At 47.2% G+C, this 23,491-nt stretch carries 23 protein-coding genes; 14 read left to right on the top strand and 9 right to left on the bottom strand.

All coding sequences use genetic code 11. The features are described 5' to 3' along the window. Nucleotides 1-184: 184 nt before the first annotated feature. Together BM082_RS02210 and htpX are read right to left on the bottom strand one after the other, a co-directional pair. Entirely contained in the window at nt 185-547 is a 363-nt protein-coding gene (locus tag BM082_RS02210) for a VOC family protein (protein ID WP_017013817.1), read from the bottom strand. Between the two features lie 126 nt (nt 548-673). Continuing rightward, nucleotides 674-1,555, bottom strand: coding sequence for a protease HtpX (gene htpX, locus BM082_RS02205; RefSeq protein WP_017011895.1), 882 nt, complete (start codon nt 1,553-1,555; stop codon nt 674-676). Between the two features lie 283 nt (nt 1,556-1,838). Between htpX and BM082_RS25035 the strand changes: the two genes are divergently transcribed. Further along, nucleotides 1,839-2,012 carry a hypothetical protein gene (locus BM082_RS25035; RefSeq protein WP_017011896.1) on the top strand — a complete coding sequence of 58 codons (174 nt, stop codon included), beginning with the start codon at nt 1,839-1,841 and terminating at the stop codon, nt 2,010-2,012. 106 nt (nt 2,013-2,118) lie between these two features. Here the strand turns inward: BM082_RS25035 and bioD are convergent, their stop codons facing one another. The 4 genes from bioD to bioB are packed head-to-tail and all read right to left on the bottom strand — an operon-like array spanning nt 2,119 to nt 5,858. After that, a complete protein-coding gene (gene bioD, locus BM082_RS02200) occupies nt 2,119-2,799 on the bottom strand; it encodes a dethiobiotin synthase (RefSeq protein WP_017011897.1) in 681 nt (226 codons plus the stop codon). Further along, a complete protein-coding gene (gene bioC / locus BM082_RS02195; protein WP_017013818.1) occupies nt 2,792-3,619 on the bottom strand; it encodes a malonyl-ACP O-methyltransferase BioC in 828 nt (275 codons plus the stop codon). The genes bioD and bioC overlap by 8 nt, the downstream gene beginning before the upstream one ends. Beyond that, on the bottom strand, nt 3,612-4,790 hold the full coding sequence (bioF, locus tag BM082_RS02190) for an 8-amino-7-oxononanoate synthase (RefSeq protein WP_074925102.1): 1,179 nt from the start codon (nt 4,788-4,790) through the stop codon (nt 3,612-3,614). Before bioF ends, bioC begins: the two co-directional genes overlap by 8 nt. Before the next feature lie 15 nt (nt 4,791-4,805). Continuing rightward, on the bottom strand, nt 4,806-5,858 hold the full coding sequence (bioB, locus tag BM082_RS02185; RefSeq protein WP_026024724.1) for a biotin synthase BioB: 1,053 nt from the start codon (nt 5,856-5,858) through the stop codon (nt 4,806-4,808). 192 nt (nt 5,859-6,050) lie between these two features. On the opposite strand from bioB, the gene bioA reads away from it, so the two are divergent. The 8 genes from bioA to BM082_RS02145 all read left to right on the top strand — a co-directional run bounded on the left by bioA (nt 6,051) and on the right by BM082_RS02145 (nt 14,341). Next, the gene (gene bioA, locus BM082_RS02180) at nt 6,051-7,319 is read left to right on the top strand and encodes an adenosylmethionine--8-amino-7-oxononanoate transaminase (RefSeq protein ID WP_074925100.1); all 1,269 of its coding nucleotides are present in this window, start codon (nt 6,051-6,053) and stop codon (nt 7,317-7,319) included. A gap of 99 nt (nt 7,320-7,418) precedes the next feature. Next, nucleotides 7,419-7,982, top strand: coding sequence for an LON peptidase substrate-binding domain-containing protein (locus BM082_RS02175; RefSeq protein WP_017011902.1), 564 nt, complete (start codon nt 7,419-7,421; stop codon nt 7,980-7,982). A 67-nt stretch (nt 7,983-8,049) separates the two neighbouring features. Next, entirely contained in the window at nt 8,050-8,682 is a 633-nt protein-coding gene (locus BM082_RS02170) for a sigma-70 family RNA polymerase sigma factor (protein ID WP_017011903.1), read from the top strand. Then, on the top strand, nt 8,675-9,379 hold the full coding sequence (locus BM082_RS02165) for a ChrR family anti-sigma-E factor (protein WP_017016331.1): 705 nt from the start codon (nt 8,675-8,677) through the stop codon (nt 9,377-9,379). The genes BM082_RS02170 and BM082_RS02165 overlap by 8 nt, the downstream gene beginning before the upstream one ends. A 248-nt stretch (nt 9,380-9,627) precedes the next feature. After that, nucleotides 9,628-10,866, top strand: coding sequence for a serine/threonine transporter SstT (gene sstT / locus BM082_RS02160; protein WP_017011905.1), 1,239 nt, complete (start codon nt 9,628-9,630; stop codon nt 10,864-10,866). A 387-nt stretch (nt 10,867-11,253) separates the two neighbouring features. After that, a complete protein-coding gene (locus BM082_RS02155; protein ID WP_017011909.1) occupies nt 11,254-11,802 on the top strand; it encodes an ECF-type riboflavin transporter substrate-binding protein in 549 nt (182 codons plus the stop codon). Nucleotides 11,803-11,810: 8 nt separating this feature from the next. Then, entirely contained in the window at nt 11,811-13,505 is a 1,695-nt protein-coding gene (locus tag BM082_RS02150) for an ABC transporter ATP-binding protein (protein ID WP_074925099.1), read from the top strand. Then, the gene (locus tag BM082_RS02145) at nt 13,502-14,341 is read left to right on the top strand and encodes an energy-coupling factor transporter transmembrane component T family protein (RefSeq protein WP_074925097.1); all 840 of its coding nucleotides are present in this window, start codon (nt 13,502-13,504) and stop codon (nt 14,339-14,341) included. The genes BM082_RS02150 and BM082_RS02145 overlap by 4 nt, the downstream gene beginning before the upstream one ends. 76 nt (nt 14,342-14,417) lie before the next feature. Here the strand turns inward: BM082_RS02145 and mlc are convergent, their stop codons facing one another. Continuing rightward, a complete protein-coding gene (mlc, locus tag BM082_RS02140; RefSeq protein ID WP_074925095.1) occupies nt 14,418-15,632 on the bottom strand; it encodes a sugar metabolism global transcriptional regulator Mlc in 1,215 nt (404 codons plus the stop codon). 258 nt (nt 15,633-15,890) lie between these two features. Between mlc and queE the strand changes: the two genes are divergently transcribed. Next, nucleotides 15,891-16,556, top strand: a complete 666-nt coding sequence (gene queE, locus BM082_RS02135; RefSeq protein ID WP_074925093.1) for a 7-carboxy-7-deazaguanine synthase QueE — start codon at nt 15,891-15,893, stop codon at nt 16,554-16,556. A 117-nt stretch (nt 16,557-16,673) separates the two neighbouring features. Here the strand turns inward: queE and queD are convergent, their stop codons facing one another. Further along, complete coding sequence (gene queD / locus BM082_RS02130; RefSeq protein ID WP_017011915.1) at nt 16,674-17,036, bottom strand: 6-carboxytetrahydropterin synthase QueD; 363 nt, start codon at nt 17,034-17,036, stop codon at nt 16,674-16,676. Between the two features lie 397 nt (nt 17,037-17,433). Between queD and asnS the strand changes: the two genes are divergently transcribed. Both asnS and BM082_RS02120 read left to right on the top strand, forming a co-directional pair. Continuing rightward, nucleotides 17,434-18,834, top strand: coding sequence for an asparagine--tRNA ligase (asnS, locus tag BM082_RS02125; protein ID WP_026024727.1), 1,401 nt, complete (start codon nt 17,434-17,436; stop codon nt 18,832-18,834). 380 nt (nt 18,835-19,214) lie between these two features. Beyond that, nucleotides 19,215-20,408, top strand: a complete 1,194-nt coding sequence (locus BM082_RS02120; protein ID WP_017011917.1) for an amino acid aminotransferase — start codon at nt 19,215-19,217, stop codon at nt 20,406-20,408. Nucleotides 20,409-20,495: 87 nt separating this feature from the next. On the opposite strand, the gene folE is transcribed toward BM082_RS02120, so the two are convergent. Then, on the bottom strand, nt 20,496-21,155 hold the full coding sequence (gene folE / locus BM082_RS02115; RefSeq protein WP_017009890.1) for a GTP cyclohydrolase I FolE: 660 nt from the start codon (nt 21,153-21,155) through the stop codon (nt 20,496-20,498). 222 nt (nt 21,156-21,377) lie between these two features. Between folE and moeA the strand changes: the two genes are divergently transcribed. Both moeA and moeB read left to right on the top strand, forming a co-directional pair. Next, a complete protein-coding gene (gene moeA / locus BM082_RS02110; protein ID WP_074925092.1) occupies nt 21,378-22,613 on the top strand; it encodes a molybdopterin molybdotransferase MoeA in 1,236 nt (411 codons plus the stop codon). 9 nt (nt 22,614-22,622) lie between these two features. Further along, the gene (moeB, locus tag BM082_RS02105; protein ID WP_074925090.1) at nt 22,623-23,372 is read left to right on the top strand and encodes a molybdopterin-synthase adenylyltransferase MoeB; all 750 of its coding nucleotides are present in this window, start codon (nt 22,623-22,625) and stop codon (nt 23,370-23,372) included. Nucleotides 23,373-23,491 lie beyond the last annotated feature (119 nt).

Genomic DNA, 23,491 nt, shown 5'->3' with positions numbered 1-23,491 from the left:
TCGTTATCTATTTATATACCCAGAATGACTATGCATACCATTTCAGCACATTGATGATGAACAAAAAATAGTCAATTCAAAATACAACGCACTAAATACAGATGGTCTCAATAACGATGTATGGATCCGTAGTTTTAATGGGCTACGCAATATGGCTTAGTGGGCAACACTGCCGTTTTTATGGTTAATGTCCATGAAGACCAATACGATTGCCTTCACTGTCTTTAATATGGGCATAGTAGCCATTGTTACCAATGTCAGTTTTAGGCACGAGCACTTCAGTTTCTTTTGCTACGCGCTCTAACACCTCATCCATGCCTTCAACATTGATATACACCATAACGCCCGCGGCGCTCGGCGTGCAGCCTTCTCCAGCGATTAGCGTACCAGTAGCACCGTATGCTGCGCCCTCTTGCACGGGGAACCATGCCATGTCCGTGCCGTTCATATCATGACGTTTAAGAGACATAGCAAACACACGCTCATAAAAAGCGATCGCCCTTTCCATGTCTTCGACGGGAATTTCAAACCAAGTAACAGGGTTCAAGCAGGACTCCTTTGCCTATTTTTCGACTCGCTAACACATTGATTAACACTAGCGCATGATGCTTTTCTTTTTCACCCAAAACGACAAAAGCCCCCATAAATGGAGGCTTTTTCTCGAACTCAGGAATTATTTTACGTATTCACCACGACGTAACGCATCAATACGTTTGTCCAGTGGCGGGTGCGTCATGAACAATTCGCTCAGTGATTTTTTACCGTTGATACCGAAAGCGACCATCGAACCTTCAAGACGGCTCTCATGGCTCACCTTCAGACGCTCAAGTGCAGCGATCATCTTCTCACGGCCAACCAAGTTAGCAGAGCCCGCATCCGCATAAAATTCGCGATGACGGCTAAACCACATGGTAATGATGCTCGCCAAAATACCAAACACCACTTCCAGAATCGATGACACGATGAAGTAGGTCATAAAGCTACCACCGCCCTCGCCTTCTTCATCATTGTTCACGCCACTGATCGCACCGGCGATGAGACGAGAGATAAAGATAACGAAAGTATTCACTACACCTTGCATCAACGTCAGTGTCACCATATCGCCATTCGCGATGTGACTCACTTCGTGCGCAAGTACAGCTTCTGCTTCGTCGCGGGTCATGTTTTCAAGCAAACCACTTGATACGGCTACCAGCGAGTCGTCACGCTTTGCACCAGTAGCAAACGCGTTAATGTCGTCTGAGTAGTAAATAGCAACCGTTGGCATGCCAATGCCCGCTTGTTGCGCTTGACGGCTTACGGTGCTCATCAACCAGTGTTCTGTTTCGTCGCGCGGGTGTTCAATCACTTGACCGCCCACTGAACGTAGTGCCATTGATTTTGACATCATCAAAGAGATCAATGAACCACCAAAACCGAATAACGCAGCCATCAACAACAAACCGGACAGGCTGCCAGGTTGCATGCCGGTGACGGCATATACGATGTTAAGAACAATACTGAAGACGAAAACAACCGCGAGGTTGGTCAACAGGAATAAAGCTATGCGTTTCATGAGTAATCTTGTCTCCGAAATGATTGAAGCGCTCAGGTGAGATAGTAGGGTCAAACGTGCGAAAAACAAGTCCATGTAGCAATTTGTTACGCATTAGCTTGACGAATTAGAACACTGCCTCTTTTATATACAGCACAGCCGACGTTTAAAAAGTTTTAAGGGATTAGACTTTGGTCGAGTTGTCTTTAGGCACTATCCAGAATAGTGTGTTTGAAACGGTGAGCGCATCAGGTTGATACGCTTTTGCATCCAAGTTTGGATGCGATTCTAAGGAGAGAAAACCATGGCTGACAAAGAGAACTATCGTGTCGCTATCGATATACTTTGCTGTCACTTAGGCATGAGCTTTGACGAAGCTTGCGCAGAACTTGGTCTCGCTGATGACGAGAACCATAAGTTGCAACAGGTTTCTGAAATGCAGCAGTCTCTAATGGGATTGCTAGAAGACAGCAAATAGTCGTACTGCACTGAGCAGATAAAGAATATTGAAAAGCCAGCATTCGTGCTGGCTTTTTGTTGTTTAATGTCTAATTTTTTACGCTTTTTTAGAGCGATCTATCAGACTAAAGTCCAAGAGGTTTTACATCAATATAGGCGCTTAGATCACGTGTTTTCACTTTCGTCATGTAAGGTATTTCACCGAGTTTTGGCACCTGTAAGTGATGCTCCAACGTTTTGACGATATCACTGTAATGTTCTGTGCCGGGATTAATACGGTTAGCAACCCAACCTGCAATTTCAAGCCCGTCACGACGAATCGCTTCTGCCGTTAAATAGGCATGATTTAAACAGCCAAGTTTGATGCCTACAACAAGGATAACGGGAAGCTTTTCTTCTTTTACCCAATCTGCCAGTGTCGCATCATACGTGACAGGCACTCGCCAGCCGCCCGCGCCTTCCACCAACGTAAAATCTGTTTTTGCTTGGATGTTTTTCAATCCATCAGTTAGCACGGAGAACATAATCTCTTTGTTTTCTAGCTCGGCAGCAATGTGCGGAGAACACGGTTCATGAAGCAAACAAGGGTTAACTTCATCGTAACCTAGGGCCAAATTTGATGCCGCACGTAAGCACACTGCATCTTCATTTGTCAGCCCTTCATGTGTTTCGTCACTGCCTGCTGCAATCGGTTTATATCCACCGACGAGCAGCCCAGCTTTCGCCACTGCTTGCATTATTGCTACAGAGGCGACCGTTTTACCCACCTCGGTATCTGTGCCAGTCACGAAATAGCTTTTAGTCATTGGTTATCGCTCCAAAGCAAACTTGATAAGTCGCGGGGACAGTGCCATCAGCACGTTGGAATTGACGATACGCCGACTCTACCGTGAGCAATGCTTTTCTGCCATTTAATCCCGCCTTTCTTCCTTCGTCTAAATGCGTTGCACCTATGCCTTTAAGATCTTTCATCAGTGCAAAAGCCGAAGGATAGCTCTCTGCTATCGCTTTGCATTCTAGGGTGTACCCTGTGAAGCCGGCTTGCGCGAGCGCAATGTTTACCGCCTTAGTGTCTATAAAGGCATTCACATGTTGTTCAGAATCGACGACTTCCCACGCTTTTTTCAGTTCCAACAGCGAACCGTCGAGAAGCGTTGAAAACAAAATCGTCCCGCCGGGTTTTACCACGCGTTTTAACTCAGACAAAGGCACAGAGAGATCTTTACACCATTGCAGAGCAAGCGAACTGAACGCCATATCGACACTGTTCGACGCCAATGGCAATGCTTCAGCATCTCCCGATACATAAGTCAGTGAATCGCCACAACGGTCTCGTGCTTTTTCAAGCATACGATCAGACAAATCAAGCGCGATAACTGACGCCCCTTTACCGGCCAACTGCGCGCTGAAATATCCCGTCCCACAGCCCAAATCGAGGATGTGCCTACCCTTCCAGTCATGGTGCATCGCCATCAATTCATGACCAACTCGACGCTGAAACGCTGCACTTTTGTCGTATGAGTTTGCCGCTCGGCCAAACGCCGCTTTGATTGCAGCTTTGTCATCATGTTGCTGTGCGTTTAATTCTTCATCAAACAAGGAACCGAGTGATGCTGCGTTACTCATGTCGATCCCCTTCTAGTATGTGGCGTACCTTGCGGGCTAACGCGTTAACGTCATCCAATGTTTGATTCACAGACAAAGTAATACGAAGCCGCGATGAGTTCGGTGGCACCGTCGGTGGCCGAATAGCACCCGTCCAAAAGCCTGCTGATTTAAGATGTTCTGCCGCTGTTAGCATCGTTGTGACATCACCAAGCACTACGGGTTTTATCGGTGTTTGCGTTTCCACGACTTCATGGTGTTCACTCAACACACGGTGAAACCGTGAAGACAATTCATGTAATTTCTCTCTGCGCCAGTTGTCTTTTCTTATTATGCTTACGGCTTTTGACAGCGCATAAGCCTGTGCGGGCGGCATGGCAGTGGAATACACATAGTGCCGCGCGAACTGCGTCAGATAATCGTGTACTTGCGCGCTGCACATGACAGCAGCACCCATCATTCCAAAGGCTTTTCCGAAGGTCACAATCAGGATGTCAGGCTGAATGCCTGCATTGTCGCAAGAGCCTCGCCCTTCTTTACCCAATGCACCGATGCCATGCGCATCATCAACCATCAAACACGCCTCATTGGCGCGGCACACAGATGCAATGTCGGCGAGTGGCGACAAATCGCCGTCCATGCTGAATACACCTTCTGTGATAACAAAGCGAGATGACGCATCGGCTTGGTTTTTTAACCCACTGTCGAGTTTGGCGATGTTGTTGTGTAGGAATCGCAACATGGTAGCTTCTGACAAGATACCCGCTTCCATTAAAGACGCGTGATTGAGCTTGTCTTGAAACAGTACATCCCCTTTCTCAAGCAAGGAAAATATCACCGCTTGATTCGCTGAAAAGCCGCTATTGAACAGCAGCGCTTTGTCAAAACCAAGCCATTCACATAGCGATGCTTCTAACGCTTGATGCGCGTGTGAAAAGCCCGTCACAAGGGGCGATGCTGTGCTACCAGCACCGTAAAGAGATAGCCCATCCTGCCACGCTGAAATCAAAGCAGGATCATTGGCAAGACCGAGGTAATCGTTGCCCGAAAAGTTCAGGTAAGTATTGTTGTGCTCGTCAATGAGCTTCCCATCTTGATGATGGAAAGCCCTCACTGAACGATGAAGCCCTTGTTGCTGACGTTCAGCAAGCTTCTGCGCGATACGGCTTGGCAGTCGGCTTGATTCACTCATGGAATATTGCGAACCTTAAACGCTGGCTTCGTAAAACAAGTCATCCTTGTCAGGACGAGCTGCAACACGCTCTGCCACTTCAGCAAGCAAGGTTTCCTCTTGGATTTCATCGGGTTTTTGAGCACGTTGTTCGCTGTTAATTCCCAGCTTTTTAAACAACATCATGTCAGCATCTTCGTCTGGGTTTGGCGTAGTAAGCAGTTTGCACCCGTAGAAAATTGAGTTAGCACCTGCCATAAAACACATGGTCTGCATTTGTTCGTTCATGTTTTCACGGCCGGCTGAAAGGCGAACAGCAGATTTCGGCATCATGATGCGCGCAACGGCAATGATGCGGACAAAATCGAACGGCTCGACATCATCAACGTCTTCTAACGGCGTCCCTTTCACTTTTACCAACATATTGATTGGCACACTTTCAGGGTGGTGAGGAAGGTTAGCCAACTCCATCAACAAACCCACGCGATCACGGGCATTTTCACCCAAACCGATGATGCCACCTGAACACACTTTCATGCCCGCGCCGCGCACGTTTGACAATGTGTCCAAACGATCTTGGTATGTACGCGTGGTAATGATGTTGCCGTAGTATTCTGGCGACGTATCCAGGTTGTGGTTGTAGTAGTCCAAACCCGCACCTGCCAACTCTGAGGCTTGAGCTTCATCCAGCATGCCCAAGGTCATGCAGGTTTCTAACCCCATGCCTTTCACCCCTTGGATCATTTCCTTGAGGTATGGCATGTCACGCGCTTTCGGGTTTTTCCACGCAGCACCCATACAGAATCGGGTTGCACCAGAACGTTTTGCTTTATCCGCTGCATCCAAAACGCGCTCGACTTCTAGCAGGCGCTCTTTTTCAACATCGGTACGGTAATGGGCACTTTGAGGGCAATATTTGCAATCTTCTGGGCATGCGCCCGTTTTGATAGAAAGCAATGTGCTCACTTGCACTTCATTGGCGGGATGAAACTGTCGATGAACCTGCTGCGCTTCAAACATCAGATCCATAAAAGGTTTTTCGAATAAGGCCTGCACTTCCTCGACAGTCCAATTATGGCGAACTTCCACCTGTAATACCTCAATTTGGAATGAATGACATACCCAAAACACCTAATGAGACGCACCTGAGTGCCAACCCTTTCTCGTAAATAGCGAGAAGACAAAGTGATTTGGGTATGGTGACTTGTTCAGTCTAAAGTGAAGCCTTACAATGTCAACGGTGATTAGTTTCTATGGTTTACAACTGGATATTATTTATACATGGATATTGCTTTCGATCGTGAACACATTTGGCACCCATACACCTCAACCATCAACCCGCTTCCGTGCTATCCCATCGCGCGCGCAGATGGCGTTTTTCTTTATTTAGAAGATGGCACTGAGCTCATTGATGGCATGTCTTCTTGGTGGGCAGCAATTCATGGTTATAACCATCCTGTCTTGAATAAGGCCTTGATTGATCAAGCTGGGAAGATGTCTCACGTGATGTTTGGTGGGATCACTCACGAACCTGCGATTGCGCTATGCAAACAGCTAGTCGACATGACACCCGCGCCGCTAGACAAAGTCTTTCTGTGCGATTCAGGCTCAATCTCGGTGGAAGTGTCACTCAAAATGGCGTTGCAGTATTGGCACGCGAAAGGCGAGCCAAAATCGAAGTTCCTCACACTGCGACACGGTTATCACGGCGACAGCTTTGCGGCTATGTCGGTCACCGATCCAGACAATTCCATGCATAAGCTGTACAAGGGTTTTCTTCCTGAGCACATCTTTGCCGATTCGCCCGAATGTGGTTTCTATGACGAATGGAAAGAAGAAGACATTGCTGATTTCAAAGCCAAACTGACAGATAACCTTAGCGACATTGCCGCAGTGATCCTTGAGCCTATCGTTCAAGGCGCAGGCGGCATGCGTATTTATCACCCCACATTTTTGAAACGGGTGCGTGCGCTGTGTGATGAACATGGGGTGTTGCTAATTTGCGATGAAATTGCCACCGGATTTGGTCGTACAGGTAAGCTCTTCGCCTGTGAACATGCCGGTATATCGCCGGACATTCTTTGCGTAGGTAAAGCCCTAACAGGAGGCTATATGACCATGGCCGCCACGATCACAACAAAACACGTTGCTGATACCGTATGTAGCGGTGAAGCAGGCTGTTTTATGCATGGTCCGACGTTTATGGGCAACCCTCTCGCCAGCGCCGTGGCAAATGCAAGCTTGCAGCTTTTAAAAGACACTCCGTGGCAGGAAAAAGTGCTGACCATTGAGTCACACCTTGCATCCATGCTGCCCCCACTAGAAAGCCTTAATGCAGTAAAAGGCGTGAGGTGGCTTGGGGCGATTGGCGTTGTTGAACTCAACACCCCCGTACACGTAGAGTCAATTCAAAAACACTTTGTTGAATCAGGTGTTTGGATCCGTCCTTTTGGACGTCTTATCTATATCATGCCACCTTTTGACATGCGTAAAGAGCAACTACAAAAACTGGTTGATGCCATTCAACGTGCAGTAGAAAACATGTCATAAGCACGCACACGCCTTGTTACACGGTACCTAATTGATGCCCGAAGTGATCGCATCATGAAACACCTTCGTAAATTCTAACGTTATTTATGGAGGTTCTTCATGCAATTGGGTCTATTTCCGCTACCCCTGTTTTTGCTCCCAGGGGGCATTACAAAACTTAGAATTTTCGAACCTCGTTATGTTCGCCTTGTGAAAGAATCCATGGCAGAGCAAAAAGGGTTCGTCCTTGCGATGAAAGAAGGCGATGCTATCTGTACCTACGGAACGCACGTTCAAATTATCGACTTTGAAACCCTGCCAGATGGGTTGCTCGGGATCACCATAAAAGGTCTATCACGGGTCAAGTTGTCACACATTGACAAAGAAAATGACGGCCTGTGGGTTGGGCACACCGAGGCGCTGCCTGATTGGCCTCCAAGCAATGCGGATACTGGATTGCTCGGCGAAGCCCTGAAAGCCCTGTTCAAAACACACCCCGAACATGCCTCGCAATACGAGGAAGTGTTGTGTTTCAATGACGTTAATTGGGTATGCCAGCGCTGGTTAGAAGTGCTGCCTTTAGCCAACAATCAGCGCCAATGGTTTATTGCGCAACACGACGCAGAAGATGCAATGCAGTTCATAACCGTACTTCTTACCGAAGAAACTCAAAGAGAATATTGATCCAATTCCTTTTTCATTACGTTAACCAATACATGTCACAAATTGGCACTTACAGGAAACATTGATAATGGAAACGGCCAGAAGTACGTATAATGCTAACAACACAAAACGTTCGAGTAGTCAGACACCTATGTCAGTTCCCACTCCCGAAAAGTTGGCAGAACTATTACAACGCGTCGCTGAAGGGCGTGACGAGGCAGCGTTTGCTGCGTTGTTTAAGCACTTCGCACCTAAACTCCGTGCATACGGCTTACGTCACCTTCGTGTCGATGGGCATGCCATGGAGCTAGTCCAAGAAACAATGATTTTGGTTTGGCGCAAAGCACACTTGTACGATGGTTCCAAAGGGGGCGCATCGACGTGGGTCTTCACTATCATGCGAAATGTCAGTTTTGACATGTTGCGTAAAGTGAAAAGCAACAGAGAAGATTGTTTGAGTGGCGATATTTGGCCTCTCATCGATGGAGAATCGGGTGACCAAGAAGATGAAGCACTGCAAGAGCAGATACAAACCCAACTCCTATCATACATTGATCTTTTGCCCGACCTACAGCAGCAAGTCGTTAGAGGCGTTTACTTGAAGCAGTTAACTCATCAGGAGCTAGCAGAGCAGCTCGACGTCCCCTTGGGTACGATTAAATCTCGCCTTCGTTTAGGCCTTCAAAAGCTTCGTACACACTTGGAGGTGAACGATGATTAAGTATCACCCAACGGATGAAATGCTTGCAGCACATGCTGTTGGCGAGCTTGCAGCTTCAATGTCTATTGCCGTATCGGCACATTGCGAGATGTGCGAACAGTGTACGAAAAAATTGGCTAAGTTTACCGAACAAGCTGCCCAACTGGCGTTCGATGCACCTGTGCCGCATGGCGAAAATGCAGTGGCGAGCCGTGTCAATACGCAAGAAGAACCCTTGGACATGAATGCGATGTTCGGCAACATGCTTGCTGACATCATGTCTGACGAAATGGTGCCCAAAACACTCATTACGCCTACACCAAAAGCTGAAATCAGCGTGTGCGGGGAAACGTACTCACTCCCGATAGCACTGCGCCGTTATCATCAACTGGGGTGGAGCTCTATCGGCACCATTAGCCGCGCACGACTTCCATTGAATGAGGGCGATACACGAGCCAGCCTTTTGCACATAGGCATGAACGGTAGTGTCCCTAGCCATACCCACAAAGGCACGGAGCTTACTTTATTGTTAGGCGGCCATTTTGAAGACGAACACGACACTTATGTGCCGGGTGACTTCATTATGTTAGACGCAAGCAATCATCACACGCCGCAAACTCACGACGGCTGCCTCTGTTACACTGTTTCAGATGCCCCTTTGCACTTTACTAAAGGCGTTAGCCAGTTGTTAAATGCCGTGGGTCGCGTTATTTATTAATCAATCTAATTGGTTAACATAGAAACTACATTTCAAAGCGCCTTCGTGGCGCTTTTTCGTTTCTGGAATTTACAGCCTCATTACAATAACTATCACAATATTTTACATCGCCGTAAAACATTATTGCTATATATAATCAGGCATATGCGATCTATCATCATATTTTATTTCATTTACTGCTTTACAGATTACTAATCCAGCTGATTTAATCCAAACGTTAACAGCTCATACACAGTGAAGTGAGAAAAATGAAGCAAAAAAACTCCCCTTTAGCACGTGTTACTAACGCCAGTCTGGTCGTCCAGATTTTGGTAGGTATTATCGCCGGTGTTGCCCTCGCTAGCCTTTCGCCAGAAAGTGCCAAAGCCATTGGGTTTCTAGGCGGCTTATTTGTAAATGCTCTAAAAGCCGTTGCACCTATTTTGGTGTTTGTATTGGTAGCAGCATCTATCGCAAATCAGAAGAAAGGCCAACACACTCATCTTCGTCCAATTATCACCCTTTATTTAGTTGGTACTTTCGCTGCAGCGATCACGGCTGTCACCATGAGCTTTTTGTTCCCGACAGAGCTCACGCTAACAACAACAGATTCTGCTATTGCACCACCAGAAGGCATTGTTCAGGTTATCCAAACGCTATTGTTTAGCGTTGTCGACAACCCAATTCATGCACTGATGAACGGCAACTTTATCGGTATTCTTGCTTGGGCAATTGGCTTAGGAATTGCGCTTCATCACGCATCAGACACCACCAAAACCGTATTTGGCGACGTTGCTGAAAGTGTTTCTTTCATTGTTCGCTTCATCATTAAACTTGCCCCTATTGGTATTTTCGGCTTGGTCGCTAAGACCTTTGCAGAAACAGGCTTTGAAGCATTGGTAGGTTACGCACACTTGCTTGCAGTATTGCTAGGCAGCATGGCGATTATCGCTTTAGTTGTGAACCCATTGATTGTTTACCTTAAAACCCACACCAACCCATACCCATTGGTATTTCAATGTCTGCGTGAAAGTGGCGTGACCGCCTTCTTCACACGTAGCTCTGCAGCGAACATTCCTGTGAACATGCAGCTATGTAGCAGATTGAAATTGGATAAAGACACCTACTCTGTTTCTATTCCATTGGGCGCAACCATCAACATGGGCGGTGCAGCTATTACCATCACGGTATTGACACTTGCAGCCGTTAACACCATGGGGATTCAAGTTGATATTGCGACAGCAATCCTGCTGAGTATTGTTGCTGCCGTATCTGCATGTGGCGCGTCGGGTGTTGCAGGTGGTTCACTTTTGTTGATTCCACTTGCGTGTAATTTGTTTGGTATTCCAAACGACATCGCAATGCAAGTAGTCGCCGTCGGCTTCATCATTGGTGTTGTTCAAGATTCAGCAGAAACTGCATTGAACAGCTCAACTGACGTTGTGTTTACCGCAGCAGCTTGCCGCGCAAAAGAAGCAGAAGAACTGCAAACCTCCACAGTGAAATAAGCGCAACACCCTGTTCACCCAAAAAAGGCGCTTCTGCGCCTTTTTTACTTCCCCCATGGCACCCTTTCCTTATCTCCCAAACGCAAGCCAGTGAACACTAGGTTGCAGCATCGAAACAGATAGAAGCTGACACCTTTCCTCCGCAATTCCCTGTTCTCACCTTCCGTCTATCGCCCTAAGTTTCGACGTTCTCAACTCTGATCCGCTCACTACATCAACAATCTGTGTATCTTGGTTTACAGACATTTTTAGACGTCTAGACTGTTAGCTTTCCTTTCTATGCGTTTATCTTTATAATCCCGCCTCTTTTTTTGTGAGCCACTTAAAATAACTGGCGTCAAAATATGCGCTGGACAAATAGATCCTGTCCAGCACAAAGGTTTATCTATGAATTTCTCAGCAAAGACTGTCGTTATCATTGCTATTGGTGCTGCTCTCTATGGCATTGGCGGCTTGCCAATGTTTGGTATTCCTGTTTTCGCAAACACGACGCTTAAGCCTGCAATGGCCATTCTTGCGCTTTTCTCCGTGTTGTTTGGCCCAGGCGTGGGCTTTTTTGTTGGCTTCATCGGCCACTGGGTTACCGACATGTTCGCGGGTTGGGGTGTCTGGCTAACCTGGGTATTAGGTTCTGGCATCGTGGGCTTCGTCATTGGCTTATTCCCTATTCTGACCAAACGTCGCCTGAAATACGGGAGCTTTGGCCCGATTGATATCGTACTTTTCGCCTTCCTTGCTTTGCTTGGCAACGTGATTGGATATGGCACGTCTGCTTTCCTTGATACCGTGCTTTATGCCGAACCTTTTACCAAAGTCTTCATTCAGCTTTGTATTATTGCTGCGGGTAACGCCTTGCTGGTTGCCGTTGTTGGCTATTTCATTTTGCAATCTGTGGCCAAACGCAACAGACAGTGCCGTAATCTGACTGAGGCCTAAATTTCTCAATGACCATCGAATTTAAAAACTTCTCCTTTCGCTATGATGCGTTGGTAAATCCAACATTAAAAAACATCAACTTAACCATAGAGAAAGGCGAGAAAGTCCTGATCATTGGCCCAAGCGGCAGTGGTAAATCCACGCTGGGTCAGTGCATTAACGGCCTTATTCCCCACGCAATTGAGGGACACATCGACGGTGAATTACTGATCGATGGCAAGAACAGCCAAAAAATGACCTTGGTGGAATACACAGAGAAAGTCGGCACCGTACTACAAGATACAGACAGCCAGTTTGTCGGATTGAGTGTGGGTGAAGACATCGCGTTTGCGCTTGAAAACCAATGCATGTCCGTCGCTGACATGTACCCATTGGTCAAGGCCACCGCGAAAATGGTCGATCTTGAAAACCTGCTTTATCATGCCCCGCATGACTTGTCTGGCGGGCAAAAACAACGCGTTTCCCTTGCGGGCATTTTGGTGGATGACGTAGACGTCCTTTTGTTTGATGAGCCTCTTGCCGCACTTGACCCGAAAACGGGCAAGCGCACTATAGAGATCATTGACCAACTTCATCGTGATACGGGCAAAACGATCATCATCATTGAACACCGTTTAGAAGATGTACTGACGCAACACATCGACCGCGTGATCCTTATCGACAACGGCGAGGTCGTTGCTGATACCACGCCAGACGAGATCCTGACATCGTCATTGCTTAACACCCATGGCATTCGTGAGCCCTTGTATCTCTCTGCGCTCAAACATGCAGGCTGCACGGTGGAGCAATCAGATAAACCATCAAACATGGCTAATTTGCCCGTTGCGAAATATGCAGAAGCGTTAACGACCTGGCATCGTAATGCGCAAGCCAACGACAAGAAACCCGCGTCTGAAGCCTTGCTAACACTGAATCATCTCACTTACTCCTATGACGGCGAGAAAAATGCCCTTGAGGATGTCAGCTTTACGGTCAATCGTGGCGAGATGATGTCTGTATTGGGTAAAAATGGTTCAGGAAAATCCACCATCACCAAGCTGATCATGGGCGTAATAGACCCAGATGAAGGCAACATTGTTTTCGACGGCGCAGATTTCTCAACACTGTCTATTTTCGAGCGCAGCCGTAAAGTCGGCGTTGTCATGCAAAACCCTAATCATATGATTTCGCACCACATGATTATGGATGAAGTGGCCTTCGGTTTAATGAACCAAGGACTGAGCGACGCTGACATCGAAAAACGTGTGCTGGACGTTCTAGAACTGTGTGGTTTGAGTAAATACCGCCATTGGCCGGTAGATGCCTTGAGCTATGGCCAGAAAAAACGCGTCACCATCGCGTCTATTTTGGTGATGGAGCCAGATCTTCTGATTTTGGACGAACCGACGGCAGGCCAAGATTACCGCAACTACACCTCGATGCTGCAATTCATTAAGCAACTCAATGAGGTGCAAGGCATCAGTGTGATGATCATTTCTCACGACATGCATTTGGTGTTGGAATATACAACGCGCTCTGTCGTGATAGCAGACAGTAAGCTGCTTGCGGATGCGCCAATGACGAGTGTGTTCAGCCAACCCACTTTGTTGGATGAAGCCAACCTTACCACCACCAGTTTGTACCAACTTGCTGAGAAGGCAGGTATTGAAGACATCGACGGATTTATGCAGACATTTATTCAGTCGGAGAGCAACGCCAAATGAAAGCATCAAAAATGAAGTTCGGCATCAATTACGTTGATACCAAATCGCCACTTCACGCACTCAATGGCATCACCAAGTTTGCTCTGTTTATGGCATGGGTAACTGTAGTACTGACGACCTTCGACATTCGCCTTATCGTCAGCATGGTGTTGCTCGGTTTAGCCTTATTGAAAATGACGGGTGTGGCGTTTCAAGCCTATAAACCACTGCTGTTTGGCACCATCAGTGTGTTGAGTATGAATGCCGTGTTTATGTTTTTGGTTGCGCCGCAACAAGGCTCTGAGTGGGTCGGTTCTACCACGACACTGCTAGAGCTTCCTGCGGGTTACTCACTGACGCAAGAAACCTTGTTCTATCTGTGCACAATCACTTTGAAATACTTCAGTATGTTCCCGATTGCACTGGTGTTCGTCTTTACCACGCACCCCACTGAGTTTGCGTCGAGTCTTAACCGTATCGGTGTGCCTTACAAAATCGCGTATGCTGTCAGCCTAACCTTACGCTATCTGCCTGAAGTAAAAAGCGACTTCATCAATATCATGCATGCTCAACAAGCGCGTGGCGTTGATTTTTCAAAGAATGCGCCATTGATGACACGCTTTAAAGGTGTAGCGAAAATCCTGATTCCGTTGATTTTCTCTAGCCTCGACCGCGCGGATGAAATTTCAAATGCGATGACACTGCGTGGATTCGGACGAAGTAAAACACGGACTTGGTATAACTATCGCCCGCTGACACGAAAAGACATCGTGGTACTTTCAGGTATCGCCTTATGTGTTGTGCTTGCGCTTTACAAACGACACCTAGAAGCCGCCACGGTGTGGTATCCATTCTAAGTGACGAAAAAAGGAGCCTAGGGCTCCTTTTTGTTTGTCTCATCGTGACTGAGTTGATCTACCAACAATAACGCTATTAGCCTTCTAAGACCTTCATCAACAGATAGCCGTTATACATAGCGCGTTTGACTAACGCAGCACCTGGCATTGTTGCCTGAGTATAGAAATAGGTTTCTTCTAGCATCAGGTTCTCGGTATAACATGGCATGCTTTGGCTTTTCACACAGTCGATAATGGCGGGATACAGCACACCTTTCGCACGGTTAAATTCACCCCCAATGAGAATTCTTTCGGGGTTAAAAAGATTCACCATGATCGCAATGGCTTGACCGAGGTGATGCCCTAACTCTGTAATGACTTTCACCGCAACACCGTCTCCCGATTCCGCAGCGTCGCAAATACGATCAATGGTTAAAGGCTTTTCCTGTAGCACGCTTTCATGGCCTTGCGCGAGCAGTAGTTTCGTTTCTTCCAGCACGGCTTGAAGGCTCGCTACCGTTTCTAAGCACCCGCTATTTCCGCAAAAACAACGCTTACCGAACGGTTTGATTTGAATGTGGCCCAGTTCGCCAATGTTGCCAACCTGCCCTTCCAACACCTTTCCATCCAGCATGATACCGGCACCTACACCATGATGAATGGCCACCAATACCGCATTCTCTACATCACGTGCATTACCAAATAATTTTTCTGCCAATGCCCATGACCGTGTGTCGTTACCAATAAACACGGGTAAACCTGTCGCACGGTGGATTGCCGCCCCTAAGGGCATGTTATGAACATCATAGTGGGGCATTTGAATCACGATGCCCTGAGCGCTATTTACGAGCCCTGGGAGTGATACTGCAATAGATGTAACACGATCAACCACAGAGGAATGCTTGGCAAAGAATTGATTGATGTGTTCAAGAACCTGTTCGATAAGAAGGTCTTGGTCGAGCACATGGATATCGTGACGGTTCTCTATCAGAATATCGCCACCCAGTTCATGCAACGCCAAGGTTAGGTATCCGCGCCCTAAGCGCAATGACAGGAACTGCCACCCTTCATTATTCAATACAAGCCCGACGGCGGGGCGTCCGCGGGCTGCGGTTTCGCCATACTCGGTTTCTTTTACGAGGTGTGCATCAATCAACTCTCTGGTGATTTTAGTGATACTCGCAGGTGCTAGTTGGCTGCGTTTTGATAGTTCGATTCGAGAGATAGGCCCGAGCTGATCGATCAACTTATATACTGTGCCAGCGTTATTACGCTTAATGTGATCTATGTGTCCCGGCTGGGCAAGAATCATCCCATTTTCCCTAAAGTGAATCCTATCTTTGAATTTTTTTACTTTGCGAAGTAATTGTGAAGCACATTGAGATGATGTCGTGATACACATCACGAGCTAAATCAAATATCTTCCATTTCCTGCGTCCAACTAAAAAAAATCAATAAGTTATCGCTCGCTTTTACCGCACTTCATACTTCAAATAACAACAAGCCAAGACACTCGTGCTATAAGCTGACATAATCCAGCCCCACATGCGATTCTGATTGTTAAAGCGGTATGTACAACGTCAACGAAATTTTTGAAACGATTCAAGGCGAAGGCACCTTCACAGGGGTCCCTTCCGTATTTGTTCGCCTACAAGGCTGCCCTGTTGGTTGCCCTTGGTGCGATACACGACAGACCTGGGACACCTTGCCCACCGACGAACGCGACTTTGGCGCAATCATCACCAAAACCGGAGACAGTCCGATTTGGGCTGCTGTCAACGCCAATGACATTTTGACGCACCTACAAAATAGCTATACCGCTAAACACGTAGTGATCACTGGCGGGGAACCGTGTATTTACGATCTTCGCCCGTTAACCGAACGGCTTGAATCTGCGGGGTATCGCTGCCAAATCGAAACCAGCGGAACGTACCCAGTAGAAACCACAGAAGGCACATGGGTGACAGTGTCACCTAAAATCAACATGCGCGGGAAACTGCCTGTTTTGGAAAGCGCACTCGAGCGTGCCAATGAAATCAAGCACCCTGTTGGCACTGAATCTGACATTGAAAAGCTTGAAGCGTTGTTAGATGGTGTTGCACTGCGTGAAAACGTAGAAATCGCACTGCAGCCTATTAGCCAAAAGCCGCGTGCAACGGCATTGTGTATTGAAACCTGCATCAAGCGTAACTGGCGCTTGTCGATTCAAACCCACAAATACCTCGATATCGCATAACAGTCGTACCAAAACACGCACTTTTATTGCGCAATAAAAAAAGGAGCCTATGGCTCCTTTTTTAGTTTCTACATGCATGTCTTTCGCACAGAGCGAAAGCCAGACCGTTGCCTCGCTTTATTCGCCAGTGTAAATGCAGCCTGCCGTGCACGTTTCTTTGATCATCACTTTGCTTAGACAAGGCAATTCAGGTTTCAATTGATCCCAAATCCATTTCGCCAGCACTTCACTTGTCGGGTTTTCTAACCCTTCAATGTCATTCAAGTAATAGTGGTCAAGACGGTCGTAAATCGGTTTAAACGCGGCTTTGATTTCAGAGAAATCAATGATCCAACCTGTGTGTGGATCTACTTCACCCGTCACATAAAGACGCACAAGGAAAGAGTGCCCATGCAAACGACCACATTTATGTCCTTCTGGAACATGTGGCAAATGGTGGGCAGCTTCAAACATGAATTCTTTGAACAGTTCAGTGTGCATAATGTGCGTTCCTGTATATAGCGCGTTACTAGGATGGACGACATGTCGCTCATTACTGAGCAAAAATGCGTCAATCAAATCTTCAATGCGCCGCGATGCTACTCAATATTGGTGAGAACCTCAAACGCAATCGCAAACAGATGTCGCCGATTCCCCTGACAACCTGTCTGGTATCAAAGGCGGTTTGACGCAAATTCTGCGGAAACAATGCCAACCGGTCAAACCTTGAGCAGCTTTTGGCGCTGATTTGATAAAGTATCAATCAAATTAGACTCGCATCTTATAACAACGCTTGAAGGTTATCTGGATACAGGTAAACTTGCTGGTTCAAATGCGAATTGTCTCTGCTCGGTGAACATCATCATCGAGCCATCTTCAACGGAGTTAGATGCAAATTATGAACTATATGCCTGTAGCAGACGTCCTGCACGGCAAAACGGAAGTAGACTCAGAAGTCACTGTCCGTGGTTGGATCCGTACCCGTCGTGATTCAAAAGCCGGTATTTCTTTTCTTGCCATTTATGACGGCTCTTGTTTTGACCCTATTCAGGCGGTTGTTCCTAATGAGCTGAATAATTACCAGGAAGAAGTACTCCGTCTAACCACTGGTTGTTCTGTTGAAGTCACCGGTAAAGTGGTAGAAAGCCCAGGACAAGGCCAAGCGTTCGAACTACAAGCAACAAACGTGAAAGTTGTTGGTTGGGTTGAAGATGCAGACACGTACCCAATGGCGAAAACGCGTCACTCTATTGAGTATTTGCGCGAAGTTGCACACCTACGTCCACGTACTAACGTGATCGGTGCGGTTGCACGCGTACGTAACTGTTTGTCACAAGCGATTCACCGCTTCTACCACGAACAAGGTTACTTCTGGGTATCTGCACCTCTGATCACCGCTTCTGATGCAGAAGGTGCAGGTGAAATGTTCCGTGTTTCTACACTGGACATGGAAAACTTGCCACGCACTGACGAAGGCAAAGTTGATTTCAATGAAGACTTCTTCGGTAAAGAAACCTTCCTGACAGTATCAGGCCAGTTGAACGCAGAAGCTTATGCATGTGCATTGAGCAAGGTTTACACCTTTGGCCCAACGTTCCGTGCTGAAAACTCAAACACCAGCCGCCACCTAGCGGAATTCTGGATGGTTGAGCCTGAAGTCGCTTTCGCAGATCTAGACGATGTGGCAACACTGGCTGAAGACATGCTGAAGTATGTGTTCAAAGCCGTACTTGCTGAACGTCGTGATGACCTTGAGTTCTTTGCTCAACGCATCGACAAAGAAGCGATCACTCGCCTAGAAAAGTTTGTTGATTCTGACTTCGCTCAAATCGACTACACCGACGCTATTGATATCCTGCTTAAGTCTGGCCAAACGTTTGAAAACCCAGTTGAATGGGGTATCGACTTGGCGTCTGAGCACGAACGCTACCTTGCTGAAAAGCACTTTGAAGCGCCGGTTGTAGTGAAGAACTACCCGAAAGACATCAAAGCGTTCTACATGCGTTTGAACGACGACGGTAAAACCGTTGCTGCTATGGACGTACTTGCACCTGGCATTGGTGAAATCATCGGTGGTGCACAACGTGAAGAACGTTTAGATGTTTTAGATACGCGTATGCGTGCCATGAACATCGACCCTGAGCACATGAACTGGTACCGCGACCTTCGTCGTTATGGCACCGTTCCACACGCTGGTTTCGGTCTCGGTTTCGAGCGTCTGGTTTCTTACGTTACTGGCATGGGCAACATCCGTGATGTTATTCCATTCCCACGTGCACCACGCAGCGCGAACTTCTAAGTTATTGAACAAACCCGTTCAATACCAGTTTAAAAAGACCGCTTCTTAGCGGTCTTTTTTTTAGTAATTTTCCCTCAAACTCCCCCACCGTCATTCCTTTGTGTTTCGTTAACACACATTCTCGTTTTTATGAGGCACTGATTTGTTGAATGAAATTCAGTCCTTTTCCGCACGACCTTATACACGCTGGGCTTTCCACGAGACATGCATCCAAAGCCGATAAGAATATGATTTCGACGACAACAAAAAAATGTGTGGATGATCGCGCAAATATCACGATACAAAGAACAATAAAATTTCAGAAAATTTCGGTTTTATTACAACGGATCAAAATGGTATAAACAAAGACAGTTTCCTTTACTAACGCCATGGATGAAGAAATGTTTGAAAAAATTGTTGCAGCTCCCGCTGACCCTATTCTAGGTCTTACTGAAGAATTCAAAGCCGATGCCCGTGCTGAGAAAATCAACCTAGGTGTAGGTATCTACAAGGACGAATCTGGTAACACCCCTGTTTTAGCGACTGTTAAAAAAGCAGAAGCCATCCTTCTTGAAAAAGAAACCACCAAGTCCTACCTAAGCATTCCAGGTACACCTGAATACGGTTTGGCCGTTCAAAAATTGTTGTTTGGTGATGATGCAACCATCATTGCTGACAAACGCGCACAAACTGCACAAGCGCCAGGTGGCACAGGTGCCCTGCGTGTTGCAGCAGAATTCATCAAACGTCAGCTTGGCGACGTAAAAGTATGGGTAAGTAACCCAACGTGGGCGAACCACAACGGTGTATTTGCAGCGGCAGGTTTGGAAGTGGCATCTTACGGCTACTACAACGCTGAAACCAAAGACATGGATTTCGCCGCGATGCTGGCAGATCTTGAAACCGCAAGCGCAGGTGACGTTGTTCTTCTGCACGGTTGCTGTCACAACCCTACTGGTATCGACCCAGACACGGCGCAATGGCAACAACTCGCGGCACTGTGTAACGAAAAGAACTTACTTCCAATGTTCGACTTCGCTTACCAAGGTTTTGCTTCTGGTGTTGAAGAAGATGCAGCAGGCCTACGCATTTTCGCTGACACCTGTGAAGAGCTGCTTGTCGCAAGCTCGTTCTCTAAAAACTTTGGTCTTTACAATGAGCGTGTCGGTGCATTTACCCTTGTTGGTAAAACAGCACAAGAAACGGCAACAGCATTCAGCCAAGTGAAGAGCATTGCGCGCGTTATCTACTCTAACCCACCCGCTCACGGTGCGGCAGTCGTTACCTTGATCCTTGATAACGCAGAATTGCGTGCAGAATGGGAACAAGAAGTCGCGGATATGCGTGTACGCATTCAAGAGATGCGCGAACTGTTCGTTGCAACCCTGAAAGAAGAAGGCGTGGAAGGTGATTTCAGCTTTATTCAGCGTCAGAACGGCATGTTCTCTTTCTCAGGTCTGAACAAAGAACAAGTTGCTCGCCTGAAAGACGAGTTCGGCGTTTACATCGTAGGCTCTGGCCGTATCAGTGTTGCTGGCATGATGCGTTCTAACATGGGCCCATTGTGTAAAGCCATTGCAGCAGTACTGAAGTAATCAACACATCTCTTCCCTGCTAGCAGATATAAAAAAAGCGCCGATTGGCGCTTTTTTTGTTTCTAAACCGTGTAACGAGTTAAACGCCTACATGCCAATGCCATGCAAGAACTCTGCACGCGTTGCTGCATTTTTCTTAAACACACCGCCTAACGCAGTGGTGGTGGTTTCGCTGGTCGCGTCCATCACACCACGTGATTTTACGCAGTAGTGCGTTGCGTTTACGTGTACTGCAACATTGTCGGTTTCGAGCAATGTCTGAAGCGCGACGAGCACTTGACGCGTTAAACGTTCCTGCACTTGAGGACGTTGCGCGAAGAAACGAACAATGCGGTTAATCTTCGACAAACCAATGATTTTTTCTTTCGGCAAATAGGCCACTGTGCAGGCACCATCGATGGTGACGAGGTGATGTTCACACGTACTGGTAAGTGTAATGTTTTTCACTCTTACCATCTCATCACAGCCCATCTTATTATCGATAACTGTGATTTTCGGGAAGTTCGAGTAGTCTAAGCCAGAAAACACCTCATCCACATACATTTTAGCAATGCGCGCAGGTGTCTCGGTTAAGCTGTCGTCTGTCAGGTCAAGATCGATAACAGATAGAATTTCCCGCATGTGGTATTCAATTCTTTCTTTTTTTTCTGTCGCGGTCATCGATGATCCCGGCGTCATTGGTGTCTCAATGCCCCGTGCAACTAGCGCTTCACGCACTCGAATTGCAGAATCGCTCAATGCTGTCATAGAAAATCCTCGGGTCGTTACAATGTTGTTATCTAATTAAATACTCGTCTTTTAAGGACAAGGATCAATTTGTGTCAGATTTTTGAAGCATAACGTTAATAGTAATAAAATTACACCTCGATTTGCGTGTGGACATTAGTTTGAGCGAACAAAGTTTGCGATAATGACCGCTTTCTTCTACGTGTTGAGCATGTTTTGCTCAAAACCACCGAGAGTCTATTTATGGGTTGCTGCGATACACCGGGTTTGATGCCAGTTTCCACTGCGATTTCTACCTTGCTTGAAAACACCACACCACTTACTCAAACCGATGTTGTGTCCTTAATGGATGCGCAAAACCGCATAACAGCCGAAGACATTTGCTCCCCGATTAACGTGCCGCCTTTTGCTAACTCGGCAATGGATGGTTATGCCCTGCGTTGTGCAGATTTAGAAAAATCGCGCACCCTTACCATGGCAGGCAAATCTTTCGCAGGCATTCCTTTTGAAGGCCAATGGCCTGAAGGGACTTGTATTCGCATCATGACCGGCGCAGAAGTGCCAGAAGGCGCTGATGCCGTCATCATGCAAGAGCAAACAAACGTAGACGGTGACCAGATTACTTTTACTGCGTCTGCGACCGCTCAACAGAATATTCGCCCAATCGGTGACGACGTTAAGCAAGGCGCTGTCGTTATTCCAAAAGGCACGCTTCTGACACCTCGCGAAGTACCGATGCTCGCAACACTTGGTATTGCAAACGTCACCGTGATCCGTAAACCCAAGGTGGCGTTTTTCTCTACGGGCGATGAATTGCGTCAAGTGGGAGAGCCTTTAGGTAAAGGTGAAATCTACGACAGCAACCGCTACACCATTCGTGCCATGCTCGATAAGATGAGCTGTGAAGCAATTGATATGGGGGTTATCCCTGATTGCCCAGATCAACTACGTGACGCTTTCCTAAAAGCGGCGGAAGTTTCAGACGTTATCGTGACATCGGGTGGCGTAAGCGTGGGTGAAGCTGATTACACCAAAGACATTCTTGACCAAGAAGGCGATGTGGGTTTTTGGAAAATCGCCATCAAGCCGGGTAAACCTTTCGCTTTCGGTACTGTTAAAGACGCGCTTTTCTGCGGTTTGCCGGGCAACCCAGTGTCAGTGTTGGTAACACTGCACGCGATGGTTCAGCCTTTATTGGCGAAACTTGGCGGTCATACACAATGGCAACCAACCATTGCGCTTAAAGCGAAAGCCGCAACACGTTTCAAGAAATCACCAGGTCGCACGGATTACCAGCGCGCGGTATATCATGTAGATACAGAAGGTCAGCTTTGGGTTTCCACCACTGGCAACCAAGGCTCTGGTGCATTCAGTTCATTGTCTCAAGCCAACTGTTTTGCCATTTTGGAGCAAGACAGAGGCCATATCGACGTCAATGAAGACGTGACCATTGAACCCTTCAACGCCGTGTTAAATTAAAGGATCGCAGTGGATATTCTTTCGCCTGAAGAAGAGCTCAGATACAACCGCCAAATCATTCTGAGACAGTTTGATTTCGACGGTCAGGAAGCGTTGAAGCAAGCCAGCATCTTGATATTGGGTGCTGGCGGTCTTGGCTGCGCAGCGAGCCAATATCTCGCAGCTGCGGGCGTTGGAGAAATGACGTTGATTGATGATGATCGGGTCGAACTTTCTAACCTTCAACGTCAAGTGCTTCACAATGACACCACCATTGGCGAGCTCAAAGTCGATTCAGCCGCGAATGCCTTGCGTCAACTCAATCACCATGTGGTCATCAATACGCATGCGGAACGCCTTGACGATGAAACCCTTTCGGCACTCATCGCCAAACATTCGCTCGTCATGGATTGCAGCGACAACGTAGAAACACGAAACCAACTCAACCGACTTTGCTTCACGCACAAAACCCCGCTGGTTAGCGGCGCTGCGATTCGCTTAGAAGGACAAGTAGCCGTGTTTACCTATGGCGAAGATGAGCCATGTTATGAGTGCCTGAGTGCCATGTTTGGGGCACAAGCGCTCAGCTGTGTTGAAGCAGGCATCCTATCACCAGTGGTCGGGATCATTGGCGCGTCACAAGCACTCGAAGCAATCAAGGTACTTTCTCGCTTCAGTACACCGCCATCAGGCAAGCTAATGATGTTCGATGCCATGGACAGCTCATGGCGCAGTTTTACGCTCCCTAGAAACGCAAACTGCCCTGTCTGCAATTTTTGACAAACGCATAATTGCTTGCTGACAATGCATACAAGCTCATAAAAAGTAAACTACATTTAAGAAGGTCGCAGCGGATGTGTTCTCACCATCGCTGCGTATTTTTCTTTTTGTTTACGGGC

The sequence above is a fragment of the Enterovibrio norvegicus DSM 15893 genome, assembly GCF_900115495.1.
Lineage (GTDB): Bacteria > Pseudomonadota > Gammaproteobacteria > Enterobacterales > Vibrionaceae > Enterovibrio > Enterovibrio norvegicus.
The sequence above is the reverse complement of the archived record's forward strand: the minus strand, read 5'-3'. Positions and strand labels throughout refer to the sequence as shown.

What these genes read in the sequence shown, in the direction of transcription:
- BM082_RS02120 (WP_017011917.1), top strand. Translation starts at nt 19,215, where the DNA reads ATGTTTGAAAAAATTGTTGCAGCTCCCGCTGACCCTATTCTAGGTCTT.
- asnS (WP_026024727.1), top strand. Translation starts at nt 17,434, where the DNA reads ATGAACTATATGCCTGTAGCAGACGTCCTGCACGGCAAAACGGAAGTA.
- BM082_RS25035 (WP_017011896.1), top strand. Translation starts at nt 1,839, where the DNA reads ATGGCTGACAAAGAGAACTATCGTGTCGCTATCGATATACTTTGCTGT.
- BM082_RS02155 (WP_017011909.1), top strand. Translation starts at nt 11,254, where the DNA reads ATGAATTTCTCAGCAAAGACTGTCGTTATCATTGCTATTGGTGCTGCT.
- bioA (WP_074925100.1), top strand. Translation starts at nt 6,051, where the DNA reads ATGGATATTGCTTTCGATCGTGAACACATTTGGCACCCATACACCTCA.
- sstT (WP_017011905.1), top strand. Translation starts at nt 9,628, where the DNA reads ATGAAGCAAAAAAACTCCCCTTTAGCACGTGTTACTAACGCCAGTCTG.
- bioD (WP_017011897.1), bottom strand. Translation starts at nt 2,799, where the DNA reads ATGACTAAAAGCTATTTCGTGACTGGCACAGATACCGAGGTGGGTAAA.
- bioC (WP_017013818.1), bottom strand. Translation starts at nt 3,619, where the DNA reads ATGAGTAACGCAGCATCACTCGGTTCCTTGTTTGATGAAGAATTAAAC.
- moeA (WP_074925092.1), top strand. Translation starts at nt 21,378, where the DNA reads ATGGGTTGCTGCGATACACCGGGTTTGATGCCAGTTTCCACTGCGATT.
- BM082_RS02170 (WP_017011903.1), top strand. Translation starts at nt 8,050, where the DNA reads ATGGAAACGGCCAGAAGTACGTATAATGCTAACAACACAAAACGTTCG.
- BM082_RS02165 (WP_017016331.1), top strand. Translation starts at nt 8,675, where the DNA reads ATGATTAAGTATCACCCAACGGATGAAATGCTTGCAGCACATGCTGTT.
- BM082_RS02150 (WP_074925099.1), top strand. Translation starts at nt 11,811, where the DNA reads ATGACCATCGAATTTAAAAACTTCTCCTTTCGCTATGATGCGTTGGTA.
- htpX (WP_017011895.1), bottom strand. Translation starts at nt 1,555, where the DNA reads ATGAAACGCATAGCTTTATTCCTGTTGACCAACCTCGCGGTTGTTTTC.
- mlc (WP_074925095.1), bottom strand. Translation starts at nt 15,632, where the DNA reads ATGATTCTTGCCCAGCCGGGACACATAGATCACATTAAGCGTAATAAC.
- bioF (WP_074925102.1), bottom strand. Translation starts at nt 4,790, where the DNA reads ATGAGTGAATCAAGCCGACTGCCAAGCCGTATCGCGCAGAAGCTTGCT.
- queE (WP_074925093.1), top strand. Translation starts at nt 15,891, where the DNA reads ATGTACAACGTCAACGAAATTTTTGAAACGATTCAAGGCGAAGGCACC.
- folE (WP_017009890.1), bottom strand. Translation starts at nt 21,155, where the DNA reads ATGACAGCATTGAGCGATTCTGCAATTCGAGTGCGTGAAGCGCTAGTT.
- BM082_RS02175 (WP_017011902.1), top strand. Translation starts at nt 7,419, where the DNA reads ATGCAATTGGGTCTATTTCCGCTACCCCTGTTTTTGCTCCCAGGGGGC.
- BM082_RS02145 (WP_074925097.1), top strand. Translation starts at nt 13,502, where the DNA reads ATGAAAGCATCAAAAATGAAGTTCGGCATCAATTACGTTGATACCAAA.
- queD (WP_017011915.1), bottom strand. Translation starts at nt 17,036, where the DNA reads ATGCACACTGAACTGTTCAAAGAATTCATGTTTGAAGCTGCCCACCAT.